Origin of the sequence: Halalkalibaculum sp. DA3122, from assembly GCF_043951865.1 — a bacterium.
Classification (GTDB): domain Bacteria; phylum Bacteroidota; class Rhodothermia; order Balneolales; family Balneolaceae; genus JAMQKA01.
The window spans coordinates 139,372-157,321 of the sequence record NZ_JBINJF010000006.1 but is presented as its reverse complement, the minus strand read 5'-3'; the positions used below and the strand labels follow the sequence as shown (position 1 = coordinate 157,321).

The following is a 17,950-nucleotide window of genomic DNA, read 5'->3' as shown; positions in this document are numbered from 1 at the left end:
AAAAGAGGGTTTTGCACCCCCCTCAAGTTCTCGTTCTAAGGGAGTTGAACTCCCGTTAAAAGGGCACTAAGGTCGGTAGTACAACTACCTCCCAACAAAATGGCAGGTTCTGCAAAGGCCCCTAAAAATGGTTCTCTACTGCTTTGTGGGTGGCAATTCATCCAGGATTAAAAAGGCGTTAACTGTGCTGTACCTAAGATATGGTACGGCTCTGAGTTTTATGCCGGCTTTAAAAAATCGCTTGTTTTAAAAACAGTTGAATTGCCGGATGAGTAAAAGGTCATTTTTTACTATTTTCAGTCGCTCCGTAAAATCGCAAATAGTTGGAATATATTTACATGCCCGTTAAAAGTGCATCACAAATCAGAAATGAATTCTTCAAATTTTTCGAGGAGAAAGAGCATATTATTGTAGACAGTGCTCCGGTTGTTCCTCAGGATGATCCCACGCTGCTCTTCACCAATGCCGGGATGAACCAGTTTAAACCTATTTTCATGGGGGAGGAAGAGGGCTACAAAACGGGTGGAAAGGTGTGGAAACGGGCAGCGGATACCCAGCGCTGCATCCGGGTGAGTGGCAAGCACAACGACTTGGAAGAGGTGGGGCACGACACCTACCATCATACGCTGTTTGAGATGTTGGGCAACTGGTCGTTTGGCGACTATTTTAAGCGTGAGGCAATACGCTGGGCGTGGGAGCTGCTGGTGGATGAATGGGGGCTGGAGCCCGACCGCCTGTATGCAACCGTTTTTGAGGGCGATGATAAAGACGGTCTGCCAGTGGACCAGGAGTCTATTGAACTGTGGGAAGAGGAAACCTCAATTGATCCGGACCATATTCTCAAATTCGATAAGAAAGATAACTTCTGGGAGATGGGCGAAACGGGGCCTTGTGGACCCTGTTCCGAGGTGCACGTGGATATTCGTCCCGATGAGGAGCGACAAAAGAAAGATGGGACAGAGCTCGTAAACAGGGATGATCCCCGGGTTATGGAGATCTGGAACCTGGTTTTTATCCAGTTTAACCGGCAGCCGGACGGCTCGCTGGATAAACTGCCCGCCCGGCATGTGGATACGGGTATGGGCTTTGAACGGATAGTAGCTGTGCTGCAGGACAAGCGCTCCAACTACGATACCGACCTTTTTGGCCCGTTACTGGATAAGATCGGGAAACTGGCGGGGGTGACCTACGGCCGTGACCCGGAGATCGATATTGCCATGCGGGTTATCGCCGACCACATCCGGGCGGTATCGTTTGCCATCGCAGACGGGGCTTCTCCCGGCAACGACGGGCGTGGATATGTGGTACGCCGGATCCTGCGGCGCGCCATCCGCTACGGCTGGGATAAGCTGGACCTGAAGGAGCCGTTTTTTCACAAGCTGGTCCCTGTACTGGCGAACCAGTTCGAAGAGGTGTTCCCGGTGTTGATTAAACAGCAGGATTATGTTACCAATGTAATACGCGCGGAAGAAAACAGTTTTCTCAACACGCTGGGGCAGGGGATTGAGCTTTTTAATGAGATGATCGAAAACCGGGAGGTTTTGTCCGGGGAAGACGCCTTCAAGCTGCACGATACCTATGGTTTCCCCATCGACCTGACCGAACTTATGGCCCGCGAACGGGGCGTGGAAGTGGATAAGGAGGGCTTCAACAAACGAATGCAGGAACAGCAAAATCGCGCCCGTGCGGCCGGATCATTTAGTGCAGAGCAAGCCGAAAAAGGTGACTGGCAGCAGGTCATGGATACCGACGAATTTGAATTTGTGGGCTACGACCAGCTTTCAGCGGAGACCGGCATCGTGGCCTACCGGAAAGAGGGCGACCGCTGTGCACTTATTCTAAACAGAACGCCTTTTTATGCGGAAAGTGGCGGCCAGGTGGCCGATACCGGGATCATCAGCAGCGGAGAGGAGCACCTGCGCGTGCTGGATGTGCAGAAAGTACAGGATCGTTTCGTACATTACGTTGACTCGCTGCCCGAGAATCCGGAAGGAACCTGGGAGGCGCTGGTTGATCGCGAACGGCGCCGCGAAATTCGGAAACATCATACCGCCACGCACCTGGTGCACGCTGCGCTCCGCAAAGTGCTGGGTGCGCATGTGGCCCAAAAGGGCTCGCTGGTAGACCCGCAGCACCTGCGTTTCGACTTTTCGCACTATGAGCAGGTGACCCCTGATGAGCTTGAGGAGATCGAGAAACTGGTCAACGACAAGATACAGGAGAATATTCCACGCCAGGAGGAGCGGTCCGTACCCATCGAGGAGGCTAAAGAGCGGGGCGCAATGATGTTGTTTGGCGAAAAATATGGAGAACGGGTCCGTGTAATTACGTTTGATGAGGAATATTCGGTAGAACTCTGCGGGGGCACCCATGCCGAAGCTACCGGCGAACTCGGCTACCTCCGGTTCCTGGGTGAATCGTCTGCCGCGGCCGGCATACGCCGTATTGAGGCGGTGGTGGGACGCCGGGCCGACGACCTGCTCCGGGAGGAGAAAAAGCTTGTCCGCTCCATCCGAAACGAAATCGGGCAAAGCGAGCATCTCGTCAGGGATATCAGGTCGCTGATCGAAGAACGAAAAGCACTCGAAAAAGAGTTGGAACGGTTGAAGAAGCAGCAGAGCTCCGACAAGCTGGACCGGTTGATCCGTGATGCGGAGATTCTCCCCGGGGGTATCAAGCTGGTGACCGGGGAGATCGAGGGTGCGGATATGGATCTGCTCAAGCAGCTTGGATATGAGTCGCTCGAAAAAAGCAAACAATCGACGGTGACCGTTCTGGGGTCCAGAATTGAGGAAGAGGGCAAAGTCTACATCGCGGCGGCGGTGACCGAAGACCTGATCAGGGAAAAGAATTTGAAAGCGGGCGCCCTCGTCGGCGAGCTCGGCAAAATGCTGGGCGGCGGAGGCGGAGGCCAGCCAGGTATAGCCACTGCCGGGGGGCGGGACACCGAGAAATTGCCTCACGTTTTGCAAAATATTGAAAAAGTTATCAGCAGAAATATGGAATAGATTTTTATAGCGCTTTACGTCTGTAATCTTTCATTTTTTTAGGTATATTTTGGCTTCTAAGCACTAGTTAAAACCCCTGTTTATTTTATGGCAAAAGAAAAAAACAAAGAAATTACCTTCACACCATCGGGTACCGGTATTCGTACCAATGGACAAATTGTGCGAAGTACTGAACTCCCGTCTCCAACCCGAAAAAAACATAAGTCACTAGGCCTGTCTGAGCAGGATGTCGTCGATATGTTTGAGCAGATGTATCTGCAGCGCCGGTTTGAAGAGCGTGCCATGCAGATGTATCAAAAGGGGAAATTTGGAGGATTTTTGCATCTCTATATGGGGCAGGAGGCGGTTTCTACCGGAACGGTGTACGCCCTGAATGATGACGACGATATCATAACCGCTTACCGAGATCACGGCTGGGGATTGTGCCGGGGCGTCACCCCCAAAGAGGGCATGGCCGAACTTTATGGCAAGGTGACCGGCTGCTCCAAAGGCAAGGGCGGTTCAATGCATTTTGCCAACGTGGAGAATAATTTCTGGGGCGGCTACGGCATTGTCGGCGGCCACATCCCGATTGGCGGGGGCATCGCTTTTGCCAACAAGTATCGCGATACGGGGCGGGTTACCGCCTGCTTCCTGGGAGACGGCGCTGTTGACCAGGGCGTTCTACACGAAACGCTGAACATGAGCAAGCTTTGGGGACTGCCCTGCATCTATGCGGTGGAAAACAACGGCTATGCCATGGGAACCGCCGTACATCGCCACACCGTGGGCGAAATCCACGAGCGTTCCGAGGCTTATGGCATGAAAAGTGCGGTGATCAACGGAATGGATGTCTTTACGGTCTATGAAAAAATGAAAGAGATCGCTGCAGATATCCGCAAAAATTCCGAACCGTGGTTTGTGGAGATCCGCACCTACCGCTACCGGGGGCACTCAATGTCTGACCCGATGAAATACCGTACAAAGGAGGAGCTGAAAGAGTATGAGGAGCTGGATCCGATTGAACGGATCAAATCCTATTTACTGGACAATGAGCTTGCTGATCAGGACAAGATTGACGAAATCCAGGAGGATATTGAGCAGCGCGTTCTGGATGCGATCGATTTTGCCGAGGAAAGTGAGTTCCCTGACGAAGAGCATCTGTATAAAGATGTTTTTGTAGAAGATGACCATCCGTTCCACAAGTAATCGATTGCGGACATCGTTGGGTGGTGCGCGGCTCGCGAGCTTTTGCGCCGGGAGAAGCCGATCCCCCCAGACCTAACTAAGATATAACACTAAGAATCTAACGTTGAACAATGGCTGAATTACAATTCAGAGAAGCACTACGAGCTGCCATCGATGAAGAGATGGAGCAGGATGAAGATATTTTTGTAATGGGTGAAGAGGTCGCTGAATATGACGGCGCCTACAAGGTGACGGAAGGGCTGCTGGAGAAATACGGTTCCAAGCGGATGATTGACACGCCCATATCTGAGCTCGGTTTTGCGGGTATTGGTGTGGGGGCGGCGATGAATGGCCTTCGCCCCATTGTTGAGTTTATGACCTTCAACTTTGCGGTGCTGGCAGCTGACCAGATCATAAATCACGCTTCCAAAGTTCGGTATATGCTTGGGGGACAGGTCTCGGTTCCGATCGTGTTTCGCGGCCCCAACGCTTCTGCGGGACAGCTCAGCGCTACCCACTCGGTTGCCTATGATGCGATGTATGCCCATTTCCCGGGACTGAAAGTGATTTACACTTCTGAGCCCGCCGACGGAAAGGGACTGCTGAAATCAGCTATCCGGGATAACAATCCGGTGCTTTTTATGGAGTCGGAACAGATGTACGGACTCAAGGGCGAAGTGCCGGAAGATGATGACTTCACCATCCCGATCGGCAAGGCGAAAGTGAAACGCGAGGGAAGCGATGTGACCGTGGTGGCTCATGGGAAGATGTACCACGTAGCCAAACAGGCAGCCCAGCAGATGGAAAAAGAGGGAGTGGATGTGGAGATTATCGATCCCCGCACGGTAAAACCGCTGGATATTGAGACCATTGTAAAGTCGATCCAAAAAACGAACCGGTGTGTCATCGTGGATGAATCTCACCCTTTTGGAGGACTGGCGGCGGAAGTGGGTTACCTGATCCAGCGTGAGGCGTTTGACTACCTGGATGCCCCGGTGTTGCGGGTAACACTGCCGGACACCAGCGCACCCTTTGCCAAGAACCTGTTCGACATGTGGTTGCCGAGTGCCGACCAGGTTATCGATGCGATCAACACAGTAACATACCGCAAATAATTTTTCGGTTTATTTTCCAGGCAGGTGCCAGTCCAGGGATCTGGTAGTTGCTGCTTATCGTCTGCGATGTAAAACTAAACAAAACTATATAATCATTTAAGGTAAAACGATATGGCCATTAAAATTGAGATGCCCAAGCTTAGTGATACGATGGAAGAAGGCGTGATTGCTAAGTGGAATGTCCAGGAAGGGGATAACGTTGAATCCGGCGATATTATAGCTGAAGTGGAAACCGATAAAGCTACGATGGAGGTCGAGGTCTTTGATGCCGGAACAATCCTGAAAATTCTGGCCGATGAGGGAGATGCCGTTCCCCTTGGCGAAGCGATGGCTATTGTCGGGGAGGAAGGGGAAGATATTAGTGAACTCCTGGAGGGCATTGGTGACGGTGGGGGACCATCCGGAGATGTCTCCTCCGAATCGTCAAAAAAAGATAAGGCGTCTGCAGCTGAAGAAGAGGAGGAAAAGGAGTACGATCCATTGTTCAGCGACCTGGAGGAGGAGACTTCCTCGGGTAGTGGCAACGGGAGAATTAAGGCTTCCCCGCTGGCCCGGCGCATTGCCGAAGACAAAGGTATTGAGCTTTCCAACGTGCAGGGTTCAGGACCGGAAGGGCGAATTATCAAGCGCGATATTGAAGAGTATGAGCCGGCAGCTGCCCCGGCAGCAGCTCCCGCCCCTGCAGCCAGCCGGGAGGATGAGGAGATTCGGATCTCTCAAATGCGCAAAACTATTGCACGCCGCCTCTCCGAAAGCAAATTCACCAGTCCCCATTTTTATGAGACGATTGATATCGATGTTGATTCGCTCTTTGAAGCTCGTACCAGAGTTAACGAGGTGAGCGAGCAAAAAATCAGTTTCAACGATATTATTGTCAAAGCCTGCGCGCACGCGCTTCGCAAGCACCCGGATGTAAACAGCTCGTGGATGGAAGAATCCAACAAGATTGTCAAGCACGGGGATGTTCACGTAGCGGTGGCAGTAGCCATTGATGAGGGACTGATGACCCCGGTGATACGCCACACCGATCAGAAGGGACTGCAACAGATCGGGGCTGAAACGCGCGAACTGGCCGAGCTCGCCCGGGACAGAAAATTGCAGCCCGAACAGATGGAAGGCAGTACGTTTACAGTCAGCAACCTGGGGATGTTTGGGATTGAGGAGTTTACCGCTATTATCAACCCACCAAATGCCTGCATCCTTGCTGTGGGAGCGATTCGCGACGAAGCAGTGGTCAGGGATGGAGAGGTGGTCCCCGGCAAGCGGATGAAGGTGACGCTTTCCAGCGATCACCGCATTGTAGATGGTGCAAAGGCAGCCCAGTTTCTGAATACACTCCGCAACATGCTGGAAAATCCGCTCGCTATACTCTTGTAGACGAAATAGTAAATCCGACCTTCTAAATAAAAGCCCCTCACTGAGGGGCTTTTTTAGTTTTGGAGAGTCTAAACACGACCTGAGTTTCCTCAGAGGAAAGCCAATCCATTATTTCCACGCTGCTGGTTTGTCTAGACTGGGTATCCACAAAAAGTCACGGTAGGTTTGGTACCAGGGCCTTGTTCGAACACCCGGGGTGTTTTAGAAAGGGCATCGTTCTCTATCCCTCCACGCCTGCAGCGGAGTGGGGGGATTATGAATGAAGAAGGAAGGATTATGGATTTTAAAGGCGAGTTTGCATGAACGGGCTATAGCACCAATAACCAATCGGAAGATTTCTGTTTGACGAGGAGATAAAAAACATCTCCCGTGCTCTACCGGCCTTGAATGGGGCGCGGAAGCCGAGGCAAAATCCAGTACAGACGCGACATGTCCCGCCCCAACGAGTTGTAGAAAATAGCCTTTTTCTTATCTGTGCTTTCTAGTCAACTTTCGCCAAATAGACGAATATGCCGGTTTTAATTCCAATCCTAAAATCCTGTTGAAGACAGATTTATAGCTGATGGAAAATATAACTATTGTAAAAGACCGGTTTTAAGTGTGTAAACAGGTATTTATACTATTAGGAAAAACTAATTAACATTAAAATTTAATAATATTAAGAATTTTTAATATTATACTCCTGAACTGAAAAAGGGATCAGGAGCAAGGGTGATTAACAAGAATTACATACTGACTTTTCTTCTGCTTACGATGGTGACGATCTGGAGCCATGCCCAGAGTACCGCCCAGGCTACCATGCGTGTTTCTGTAAAGGTAGAGAGCAGCGTCAGTGCAACCTCGGAGAGCAAGCCCAACCTTATGTTTGCAGAGAACGGGGTACATGGGGAGATCGGGACAATCGCCCTGACGGGAATGGATCGAAAACAGGTGCATATCGAATCCGAAAAAGAATTGAAGTTGACCAACACGGAGGGAGACAGCGTAACGTTGTCAGTGGATATGGCCAACCAGGAAGATTCAGAACACGTTAATATCAGGTTCTCCGGAGCCGATCAGCAAAACGGGGATCGGGGATATCGCGGCATGTACAGTGGTACGCTTGTCACAACTATTGACTATTTTTAAAAAAGTAAGACAGGATTCTTCTATCCCGTATTTCCTTCCCATATAAAAAAGGATAGAAACTGATTAAAAGTTCTGGATCGGAGATCGAAACTATAAATTTCTATCCCATTTCATGATTTTGTTGTTATTAAAGCGCATTTATCTCTTCTGAAAACATAAGCTGCTAAATATTTTCGTTAGCGTCCGGTTGACAGCCGTTAGTTTTTGGGCTTTAGGATGACAGTCGGTGCTATATCAGGATTTAATTGTTTAAGAGCGGCCTGGATCTCGAGGGTTCGCCTCCAGCTTCCCAGGTTCTTGATGGTGATTGCGGTGCCCGGCGCGGAGCCTTTCTCAACGTCTCCACTGGGAATCTCTTCGGGAAAAACAAGGCCTGAATCCGGATCTTCATCTGTCTCGCTGATCCTTATCTCGTAGGCAAGCTCGGTTTCCCGGAGTATCAGGGAATCGGTTTGTATGGCAGAGGTGGTTCCGAACCGGTCGGTGTTTTGCAACTGCTCAATTTTCTGGGCGGGGTCTTCCATAGTTGGATCGATCAGCAGGTAGACCTTGAACAGCTCATCAGCCGGATTTTGATAATAATTGAGCTCATACTCCAGGGTATCATTAGTCTCGCTGATAAACTGCCGGGCCTCCTGTCTTGTGGTAAAAGTGGCCACCTGAACCGGAACGGACCCCTGCTTTTTATCCTGAATTACCAGTGCTGGATTATCGAAGATCGGGATTGCGCGCACTTTTGAAAGTAACTCCAGGGCAGCGTCCCAATCGGTAACGGGGGAAGAGCGCACAGCATTTAAATTTGTTTGGGGATTGAACCGGATGGAGAACGCTTGATTGAATTCGTTGCGGGCCCGCTCAGCGGCCTGGGCCGCATTTCGGTAGTACCGGTAGCTGCCAACCTGTACCACAAACTGGGTTTGGTCCGACTGCGCCCGGGGAGATTCAGGCATATTCGTTCTTAGCGTGTCTTTTTCCGGGGCGACGGTAAACAGCAGGTTTTCAATGAAATCGCCTTCGGGAAGGGCTTTGACTTCAATATTCATCGTATCGGGCTCGATGTCTCCTCCCAGGAATTCCAGCTGGTTTGGATCCACAAACAGGTGGTACTTGCCCGGGGGCACTTCGTAGGTATAGAAAGAGCCGTCAGAAAATGTGCGGATCTCTTCGGAGTGGGGGCGACGCGACCCGGCATCCCGGTAGTTTGATTGCAGGTACAACCGAACCCCGGAAAGCCCTTCCCGCGTGCTGTCACTTCCCTGCACCTGCAGTCGTTCCACCCGGCCGGAGATCACCCCGGAAAGGTAAAACGGTATCTCGATCGGCTTGTACTGGTTGGGATCGGTGATAATGGAAAAGTTTTCTACTTCGGGAACCAGCAGGGGATTGCTGAGTGCACTCTTGTTGATTTCGATGTCATACCGGTAGTAGGGCAGCAGCTGGGAGATGTAGTTGAGCCCATTTTTGACCGAGGTTCGTCCGCTGCTCCTGTTCAGCCGCACGGCCGGATCCCGGATCAGGTCATCCACCTCCTGCCGGTATTCCCCGTCGTTGTCGTTGTCAATAAACAGGCGCACGGCGGTGCCGGCCTGTCCCACTTGTTGCCGGTTGTTGAGGATTACCTGGTCGCCGTAACCGTCGTAGCCGACAGAGCCCCGAATATTTTGGGTCAGGGAATACTGCGAGCCGTTGGAAGTTGCAGAGGTGTTACTCCTCACGTTGTTTAAATCGATACTTACATTGAGTCCCACGGTGTTAAAATCTCCCAAAAAGTTGTGACCAAAAGAGAGCTGCAGGCGGCCGGTGCGTAACAGGTCGCGGGAGAGCTGGAATTCCATCTCCTCAAACTCCCGGATACCGGGCAGATAGCTTACCTGTCCCCGTATAAACATGCCGCGGATCAAGTGCGGGGTGTCGGGTCTGCGCCCCATGGAGTAGGTGTAGGAGTTGGTCAGCCGCGAAGATTGGGTGCTCACAAGAGCAAGCGCCCCTGACTGTTGATCCTGGTATCCCAAACGGATATTGAGCCTGCCCAGCCGTGTGCTGAGGTTGGCCCGGTAGCGCAGCAGGCTGGAGGAGGCATTTTGCTGGTAGGTGGAAGACCAGCGAATATTGAGCGGGACCGTCCCAAGGTTAAAAGGGGTAAACAGATTGATCCGCGCCTGGTGATCGCTGCCTCCCACATTGTAAAGCCGGCTGTCACCGGGATTGTAGTCGTAGGATAGACTCCAGCTGGCCCCGCTGCCGTACACCACGCTTGAGCTGAACCGGTAGAAATTTTCCGAATTGACATTGGCGCTGACCAGGTAGTTGGAGAAAAGCCGGGCATTGAGCGTGCCGGTAAAGGAGGGCACCGTGTTGTGAAATTGGGTCAGGTATTCGGTAGAGGCCCGGGCAGTCAGCCAGTTGCTGAGTCCGGCCGAAACCGAGGCGTCAGCCATGTATCCGCCGTTGGTGAACCCCAGGATCGGGTTTGTCAGTTCACCCGCGCTAACCGAGTAATCTACTTCTCCCTTCGGAATATAGTCAAATGGAACCTGCAGGCGGCTGTTGCGCTCTATTGCCTGTCCGGAAGGGGTATAGATGCGGATGGAATAACTGGTACTCCCGTAGGTAAGCGGCACCACAAAGCGATAATTGCCGCTTTCATCGGCTTCCTGGTAATCCACCAGACTGTTATTCAGGTAGAGCTCAACTTCCGACTGGGGCGTGGTGTTGCCGTCGATGGCGTAGCGGTCAAAAAGGCGGCGGGGCTCAACAGGTTTATTGGTGACCCGCACCCCGCGTATGGAGCGCTGGCCGAACCCCTCGGAGTTGGTCTGCCCGACAACCGCACTGCTGAAATAGCTGTTGTTTCGCTGAACGTAGCGCCACCGCAGGCCGCTGGTGGTAAATGACTGCTGCTGTTGTGAAAACGCCCCGAACAGGTTGCCCTGCAGGTCTCCGGCCAAAAGCTCGCCCCCGATCGCATTGCTGAAGGTAAACAGGGCAGAACCGCCACTGTAGACCGCAGAGAGGTTGTAATCCAGGAAGGCCCCGTCAACAACGTTGTGTTCGCGGTCGTAGCGCAGGGGATAGAAGGTTTGCTCGTAAAGCGGCTCGTCACGGTCCAGCTGCTGTCTGCGCTGTTCCCGCTCGTACTGGGCGACCACCGGCATGCGGTCCTCGGTCTCCAGGTCGAGGGTGAGATTGTTGAAATTTGTGGTAAAGGTGAGCCCGAAAAGCTCCTCGAAAACGGCAGGGGTTACAAAATAGTCGATGCCGGGAATGATAAAATCGTCGGCCCGCAGCTCCATTTCGGTATCCCCGGCGCGGGCCACCTGCTGCTGGAAGTTGAGCTCAAATTCAGTTTCCCCCAGGTAGCTCCCGGAAACCGTGAGCGTCCCCTGGTCAACCTGGTGTTGAATCTGTAACGCGTTGAAAAGCTCGCTGACCGGCAGGTAAAACTGGTCGTCTTTGTAATAGCTGGTAACGTAGACATTGACGATACCGCGATACCGAAAGGTTAGATAGACTTCGGTGGCCTCGGTATCACCCTGCTGGGCGTGAGACGGCGGCGCAAAGGCAAACAGCAGCATGATTGCCGTTGCCCAAACGGAGATATGTTTTATGGCCGCCCATGTTCTCACTCAATCGTTATTGTACGTTCAAAGGTGACCGGTTCTATTTGCAGCAAATTATCCTGGCTGATATCCCGGCGCTCGCTGCTCACACTCCCCGAAACAGTATAGGTGCCGGGGGAGAGATCGGAAATATCGAAACTGAACGTGCGGGTGATGGTGGTGTATACCGAATTGGTCGTGGAAGTCTCGAACACCGTTTCACCAGCCTCATTTTGCACCTGGACGCCGACCGACCCGATAAACGGGGCGTTGCCGGTCTGTTCCATGTGGACCGCTATTTCGCCGGTATTGGTACTGTCTGCCTGCGTGAAGTCGACCCCCGTTACCTCAACGCCGGTGGTGGCGTCACTGGTTCTGAAATGGGCCGAGATGACCTGGTTGACGACGAGGTTAATCTGGGCTCCGACCTGTCCTTCCTCCACCGACTCGATAGGGGGCGACACCGGGTTGGAAGAAACCTGCACGCGCGACCAGTACCCGCCGGGGTCCAGTCCCTGGGGCGGCTGGGTCACAAACCGCACGACCTGCCGCTGGTTGGGCTGAAGCGTAAAATTTTGAGGAAATACTTTCATCCAGGAGGCCAGCGATTTCTCCTGCGCCAGCAACGAATCCCGTACAATCTGCAGATCCCCGTCAACCGACGTGGGATAGCCGAACTCCGTGCTGATGGAGATCTCCTGGGCCTGCTGCCCCCCGTTGCTGATGGTCAATGAACCAAAGCGGTTCTGGCTGTCGAAAAACAGCGAGGTGGGCGCAATGCTGACCTGCGCCTGGACTTGTGTTGCGAAAAATAGCGTCGCGAAGAGAAGCGTCCCGAAAAATATTGTAGCCTGTTGTATAGGTTTTGATATGGTCTTTAACATAGCTTAATAGTTTTTAACCTGATAAATAAGGCCACAATATAGGTAAAGTTGGTTTTTATAAAAAAAGCTTCAGGTGATTGGGCACCTGAAGCTTTAAAAACTATTGAATGCATGTTAGCTACCAGTACTATAGTCTATATTAAGTGTAATAGTACCTGAATAAGTACCTTCAGGCAACTGTCCTCCTTCATTTTCAGAAAGGGTACCGCCAATTATAATTGTACTTTCTCCATCATTTGAATCTAATGTTAGATCAAAACTCGTAGTACTATTGGAGGTTGAAGCATTAATTCCTTTTAGAGTACCAGTTTGACCATTTGCATCTGTGTAATCATAGGAAGGGGTAAGTGTGATTGAAGTACCTGAGTTATCAAGGCTGACAGTTTCAGAAGTTTCAATAACTACTGTTTCGCCTGCCTGTCCCGAAATGCTAACTAATCCGACCTGCGCATCACCAGCATCGACAAGCCCGCCTGTAGTACCGTCAGTATTTACAGTTGGAGGGGTATTTTGGCCTTCAAAATCACTTGATATAATACCAAAATTCAGGTCACCATCTTGCACTTGTTCGGCACTTATATTTGTTGCAACTTCTGCATTTGCACTAATTGTAGCACTGGTTGTCTGCCCAAAGGCACTACCTGTTAATACCAGCACGAAAGCCAACGCGGGGATGAATGAGAGTAAACGTTTCATGATTTTTATGTATGTTTGTTACGGTTTAAAAAACTGTTGTTGTTGCTTGTTTCTGTCGTTAACCTAGCAAAAAGAAGCTGTTTGTAAAATTAAGATCGATTAATTAAGAATTCTTTAATATTGGGCTCTGGAGCCCGCAAGTGTACATTTATTAGGGGAAGAGCAAGTGGAATATTTTGCATTCTCGCACGCTTTTTGTCCTGTTTTCAACTCGCCCCAATGATACAGGTGGAGGTGGGATCAGGCAAGTTATAAAGCTTTAATGTAGCCCTTTTCCTTTTGGGTTTCTTCATTCGCTTTCCCTGTTCATTTTTTGGACGACCAAATAACGAACCCAAAAAGGTACCGGGGGAGGTTGGTTATCAGTTATTGGTCAAACAAATAACGAATAACCACTCTACAAATAACTAAACCGCGCCGCTGCTGCGCTTGTCCCGGGCGGCTTATAAATTCTGGGCCGGAAGGGAATGAAGGATTATGAATTGGGGATTATGGATTTCGAAGGAGAAAGTAGCATGAACGGGTTATAGCATCATTCCAAAACGGAAGATTTCTGTTTGACGAGGAGACAGGAAAAAAAATATAGATCGGCTTTTTCCGGCCTTGAATTGTGCGGGTGCCCCATTCACCGCCTGGATCTTTTATGTTCCTTTTGGATCAAGCCAAAAGGAACACCACTATTGGGGAAATACTCTTTTTCCACTCAAAGAAGTATCGGGACGGGCAAAGGTTAGCTCACACAGGGAATTGTCGCTTCAGGGAGGGACGAAATGAGACACTTCCATCAATTTGATAAGTAGTGAGGAGCATGTTATCAAAACCTCCCTGTTAGCCGAAAAACGCGTTAAATGTACTCCACATTAAGTACAATGTCATTGCCGTATACGCCATCCGGCACATTGCCCAGGTTAACGGAACCGTAGATAAAAATATAGAATATGCTCCAGGGTCCCGGTCCGGGTGTGGGTGCCACCGTGATACTGCTGGTCAGTTCCGGGAGAGGCTCGGAAGTTTGGTAATTTTGAGGTGAATATCCGTAGCGCGCCTGCAGGTCCAGTGGTACAGCTTCCTCCACCGCCGGGTTATCGTGGTGCAGCTCTTCCGGCATATCAATAGAGACCACCAGGTTTTGCAGCTCAAGCGCCCGAATGCTGAATATGCCCATATTTACCGCACCAAACGGTATTTCAACCCGCCCGCTGTTGGGCGAGAGCGTCCCAAAATGCAGCGGGCGCTCCGTAGTGGCGGTAAGCTCCGAGTCGACATCCAGCTCGAGATCGAGAAACTGGCTGTACCCGTTCTCTGCCGGCGCAGTCAACAGAAACGGCAGAAAGAGCAGCACGTAAACGTACGATTTATTATTACAATTCATAATAGACACTAGTTGTCATAACTGACATAGCTTATCTCTACATTGATTTCACTGCAATAAGTGCCGGCGGCCACGTCACCGACGTCGATGTTTCCAAACAGGTAGATATATGCTGTTTCCTCCACTTTCGACTGCTCAAAGGCGTTTGTGGGCGGAGGAGGAGGTGGACCGGGAGGCAGGCTTTTGCGTTCCAGGATGGGAAATTCGAAAATATACTCGTTGTTGGAAGATACCGGCAGAAATTTGGCTTCGGAGATCAGGCGGGAGCCACCGGTATTGTCGTATGCTGCTTTAAGTTGAAAATTCAGGTCAGACATCGGGTAGCTGCCGCATCCCCCGGTTGTAGTGATGTAGACGTAGGCATCGAGGTACTTGACGCCTGTGAGTTCCACGCGGGGAATATTGTTGCTGATATCCTTTTCATAAAAACCGCTCTCGGTAATGACCTGGCCAAAATGTAATCCCTCCTGGTTGGCTACTTGTACGTCGCTAAACTGGTAGGGACCATATTTGCCGAACTCGATCTCCTGGGCGTAACCACTCCATCCGGAGGCCAGCAGGAACGCAAGTATGGAGCAGAACCGCGCTGTCATATATACTCAATTTCAAGGGTGAACTCTCCCTGGTAGTTGCCGGGTGTGGCCGTTGAAATATCTACATTTCCCCCGATCCAGAGGAAAAATTTACCATCCTGGTTGAAACGGAACTCCCGGTTTTCGATATCAAGCAGTTCGGCCGAGCCCTGGTCTTCCTGCTGGTTTCCCGCCACACGGTAGTTAAACATGAGCGTTTCGGTTCCCTGCATCCGGGTAAGTTCACGGGAGGTGAGGTAGCTGATGCGAATATCGGAATTGGGGGTGCCGTAGGCCACCATCTTGCCTGCGTTTGCACTGGTGGTGGGATCGATCTGGATCACCTCGTTGATCGCTTCATCCCCGGAAAGCTGCATCGACCGGAGGGTCAGCAGCTCAACGGAACTGATGACGTTGGCAGACACATCGATGGAAACATCGTTCCCCTGCGCGTTAACTTTGCCGGCATGGAGACCCGCAAGCAATACGCTGAGCCCGATTATGTATATGAGATGTAACCGCTTCATTCCGGAGATGATCATATTAGGATTTTATTTTGGGATAACGAACTGGAAAATCAGGGATCTGTAAGGAGAATACCAGTTATAAATTTTTAATTAAGAGATTGTAATCGCTTTTCCTGCACGTTGCTAGTGTTATAACCACTAAATTTGTTACGTAGCCAAACAGTTATGTGGGAGTACTACATCCCCCAAACCCCCTTCAAAGGGGGAGTTTTTGCCTATTGTTACGCTACTTGCTTTATTATACTTTTTAAGTGGTGAGTACACCAGCAGATGATATTACTCTAATTACGGGTAGCAAAGTATTGAAATATTCAGCGGTTTTCCATGACAATTCCGGCCATCATCGGTTGTATCGTGGCTTTTTTTCTTTTTGTCCGTACAAAAAATGAACAGGGAAGGAGGGTTAGGAAGCTTCAATAAGAAAATAGTAGTAGTTTTTTTAAAACAGAGTTGTTCTTTTTGTCTTGATCCACAAGGGACTCAAGAATCAAGAAGTTATTAACCCGAATTATTCACGAAGTAGAACAAATTACGGCTTAAGCCAATGATATTATTATATCCAGCGATAGTATCCGGTAGCTCAAATTTGGGTATCCTCACAAATAGCTGCGAAATTTGGTCGTGTACTTCGTTGAAGTAAACATGACCTGCTCACTGTACACCTGTACTATTCCGCGGTCATGTTTCCTTCGCCTCGTGCACAACCAAATTTCCTGGCGAATAATCCGGGTTAAATCATGGGCGCGGAGATCCGGGAATATAGGGCAGGAGGAGGATTAAAGCTCCTCGTAGGTAGTCAGGCGTTTAAACTTGTTGGTTTGCACCAGGCGGGCCGCCGCCAGCTTGGCGTATTCCTCTCCCACGCAATCGTACTGTATAGTCAGGTTCCCGGAGATGTCGACGTCGATCTGCCCGCTGTAGTCGTCGGTATTTCCCACAAGTACGGAACCGTTGATGGTGGGGGTTCCTTTCCCGTCAAAGTTATAGGCGTTCTCGAAGATCACCAGCCCGTTGAATGTGACGTTACCGGCCATATCCAGGATGGCGCCGTCGCTGTCTTCATACTCCATTTCGGCGTCCGACCGAATTACCAGGATGCCGTACCCTTCCCCGATACCGCCGGAAAATTTGGCGTAATCTTCCACGAAAAACACGCCTGGCTCATTCTCGGTCCCCAGGTCGCCTTTGTAATTCCCACTGATAAAGCGGGTCCCGTCCAGGTGGCGGAGACGGGCGATAAGCGAATCGACCGGGGAGTAGGAGAGCGAGGGATCCGTAGCTATAGGCGGGTCCCCTGTTAGATTGGAACTCCCGGACGTCTGTCCCTCCACGTAGTCTGCCCGTTCATCCGTCATGGTGGCGATACCGGGTTTATCTTCGCAGCTGGAGCCGGAGGGGGCGTTTCCGTTAATTTGTGAACTTCCGCCCATGGTAAAGGAAAAGTTGGTGGTGGCGAAGGCGGTAGCGGCGGTAAATGTGGGGACAAAATCAAAGTTGGAGCGACGGTACAGGCTTATCACTTCACTTTCGTAGCCCCCGGAACGCGCTTTGGAATAGACGCGCACAATGGAGGTGTCGCGGTAGCCGTTGGAGCCCTGGATCACATCAAAATGCACCTGGGCAGTGTCACCGTCAATTTCAACCTGCCATTTGTTACTGCTGCCGTGGTTGCTGGCAAAGGAGGTATCCTTGTTCATCTCGTTCATCCCGATCTGGATGGCGGTGTGAGCCACATTCCGCGCCTGGATTACCTGCGCGTAATTTACGGTCGATTCGGTAATCGCTTTTGTCTGGGAATTGATCCCTATGGCCGAATATCCCAGGGCCACAAAGACCCCCGAACAGATAATCAACAGTGCTCTACCCATAATAAAACCTCAGTTTGATCTTGTTTATTCCTGTAAATTTATCGGTGAAAATCGTTTTTGCCATGTCGAGGTCATATACCGACCGCCGTCGCTGGTGTTGTTATATATCTTTTCCCCGCTCTGTACGATCAGCTCTATCTCAATCTGCCTGATGTCTTCCGGGTTTGCCACCGGCGTTGGCAGGGGAGTGGTGCTGCCGACCTCGTCGTAGTAGTGCAGCTGGAACTTCGTGACTCCGAGCGTAATGTCGGTTTTGTCGATGGTGACAGATCCCTGCACAATGTGGCGGGTCAAAACATAATCATTGGGATTGGAGGTGGAAGAAACTTCGCTGTTCCCAAACGTCCAGGTAACTTTTTCCGCATCGTTGCTGGCATCATTGTCGATGTTGGAGGCGAAGACAATTTTGTTGGACTCGGCGGTCGTAATGGGATTGTTAATCTTTCCCATCCAGTTATAGCCGATTTTTGAGAAGTCGTGGGAGATAACATCAGCGATCGAGTTGACGTGGGTTTTCAGGTTCCGGGCCATGGTCAGCTCACCGGTACTTTGGGAGACGCTGAAATTCATCATCAATATGGACAATAGGACCATGCCGGCGATGACGTAACTTGTGATAATTCCGAAGTTCATAACG

At 50.8% G+C, this 17,950-nt stretch carries 13 protein-coding genes; 5 read left to right on the top strand and 8 right to left on the bottom strand.

Annotated features, from left to right (window positions below):
• Positions 1–338: 338 nt before the first annotated feature.
• From alaS to ACG2F4_RS06215, 5 genes are all read left to right on the top strand, one after another.
• Positions 339–3,008, top strand: a complete 2,670-nt coding sequence (gene alaS, locus ACG2F4_RS06235; protein WP_395259355.1) for an alanine--tRNA ligase — start codon at positions 339–341, stop codon at positions 3,006–3,008.
• Positions 3,009–3,095: 87 nt separating this feature from the next.
• The gene (pdhA, locus tag ACG2F4_RS06230; protein WP_395259354.1) at positions 3,096–4,196 is read left to right on the top strand and encodes a pyruvate dehydrogenase (acetyl-transferring) E1 component subunit alpha; all 1,101 of its coding nucleotides are present in this window, start codon (positions 3,096–3,098) and stop codon (positions 4,194–4,196) included.
• 110 nt (positions 4,197–4,306) lie between these two features.
• Positions 4,307–5,290, top strand: coding sequence for a pyruvate dehydrogenase complex E1 component subunit beta (locus ACG2F4_RS06225; protein WP_395259353.1), 984 nt, complete (start codon positions 4,307–4,309; stop codon positions 5,288–5,290).
• A gap of 111 nt (positions 5,291–5,401) precedes the next feature.
• Positions 5,402–6,667 (top strand): pyruvate dehydrogenase complex dihydrolipoamide acetyltransferase, encoded by a 1,266-nt coding sequence (locus ACG2F4_RS06220; protein WP_395259352.1) that lies wholly within the window; start codon positions 5,402–5,404, stop codon positions 6,665–6,667.
• A gap of 711 nt (positions 6,668–7,378) precedes the next feature.
• On the top strand, positions 7,379–7,795 hold the full coding sequence (locus ACG2F4_RS06215) for a hypothetical protein (RefSeq protein WP_395259351.1): 417 nt from the start codon (positions 7,379–7,381) through the stop codon (positions 7,793–7,795).
• 197 nt (positions 7,796–7,992) lie between these two features.
• Here the strand turns inward: ACG2F4_RS06215 and ACG2F4_RS06210 are convergent, their stop codons facing one another.
• The 8 genes from ACG2F4_RS06210 to ACG2F4_RS06175 form a co-directional block, all read right to left on the bottom strand.
• Entirely contained in the window at positions 7,993–11,370 is a 3,378-nt protein-coding gene (locus tag ACG2F4_RS06210; protein WP_395259350.1) for an SPOR domain-containing protein, read from the bottom strand.
• A 47-nt stretch (positions 11,371–11,417) separates the two neighbouring features.
• On the bottom strand, positions 11,418–12,278 hold the full coding sequence (locus tag ACG2F4_RS06205) for a hypothetical protein (protein WP_395259349.1): 861 nt from the start codon (positions 12,276–12,278) through the stop codon (positions 11,418–11,420).
• A 114-nt stretch (positions 12,279–12,392) separates the two neighbouring features.
• Positions 12,393–12,974 carry a hypothetical protein gene (locus tag ACG2F4_RS06200; RefSeq protein WP_395259348.1) on the bottom strand — a complete coding sequence of 194 codons (582 nt, stop codon included), beginning with the start codon at positions 12,972–12,974 and terminating at the stop codon, positions 12,393–12,395.
• Positions 12,975–13,818: 844 nt separating this feature from the next.
• Positions 13,819–14,346: a hypothetical protein gene (locus ACG2F4_RS06195; protein WP_395259347.1), complete on the bottom strand. Its 528-nt coding sequence runs from the start codon at positions 14,344–14,346 to the stop codon at positions 13,819–13,821.
• Between the two features lie 8 nt (positions 14,347–14,354).
• Positions 14,355–14,939: a hypothetical protein gene (locus ACG2F4_RS06190; protein WP_395259346.1), complete on the bottom strand. Its 585-nt coding sequence runs from the start codon at positions 14,937–14,939 to the stop codon at positions 14,355–14,357.
• Entirely contained in the window at positions 14,936–15,460 is a 525-nt protein-coding gene (locus ACG2F4_RS06185) for a hypothetical protein (RefSeq protein ID WP_395259345.1), read from the bottom strand. Before ACG2F4_RS06185 ends, ACG2F4_RS06190 begins: the two co-directional genes overlap by 4 nt.
• 761 nt (positions 15,461–16,221) lie before the next feature.
• On the bottom strand, positions 16,222–17,313 hold the full coding sequence (locus ACG2F4_RS06180; protein ID WP_395259344.1) for a hypothetical protein: 1,092 nt from the start codon (positions 17,311–17,313) through the stop codon (positions 16,222–16,224).
• Between the two features lie 24 nt (positions 17,314–17,337).
• Positions 17,338–17,946 (bottom strand): hypothetical protein, encoded by a 609-nt coding sequence (locus tag ACG2F4_RS06175; protein WP_395259343.1) that lies wholly within the window; start codon positions 17,944–17,946, stop codon positions 17,338–17,340.
• Positions 17,947–17,950: the final 4 nt, after the last annotated feature.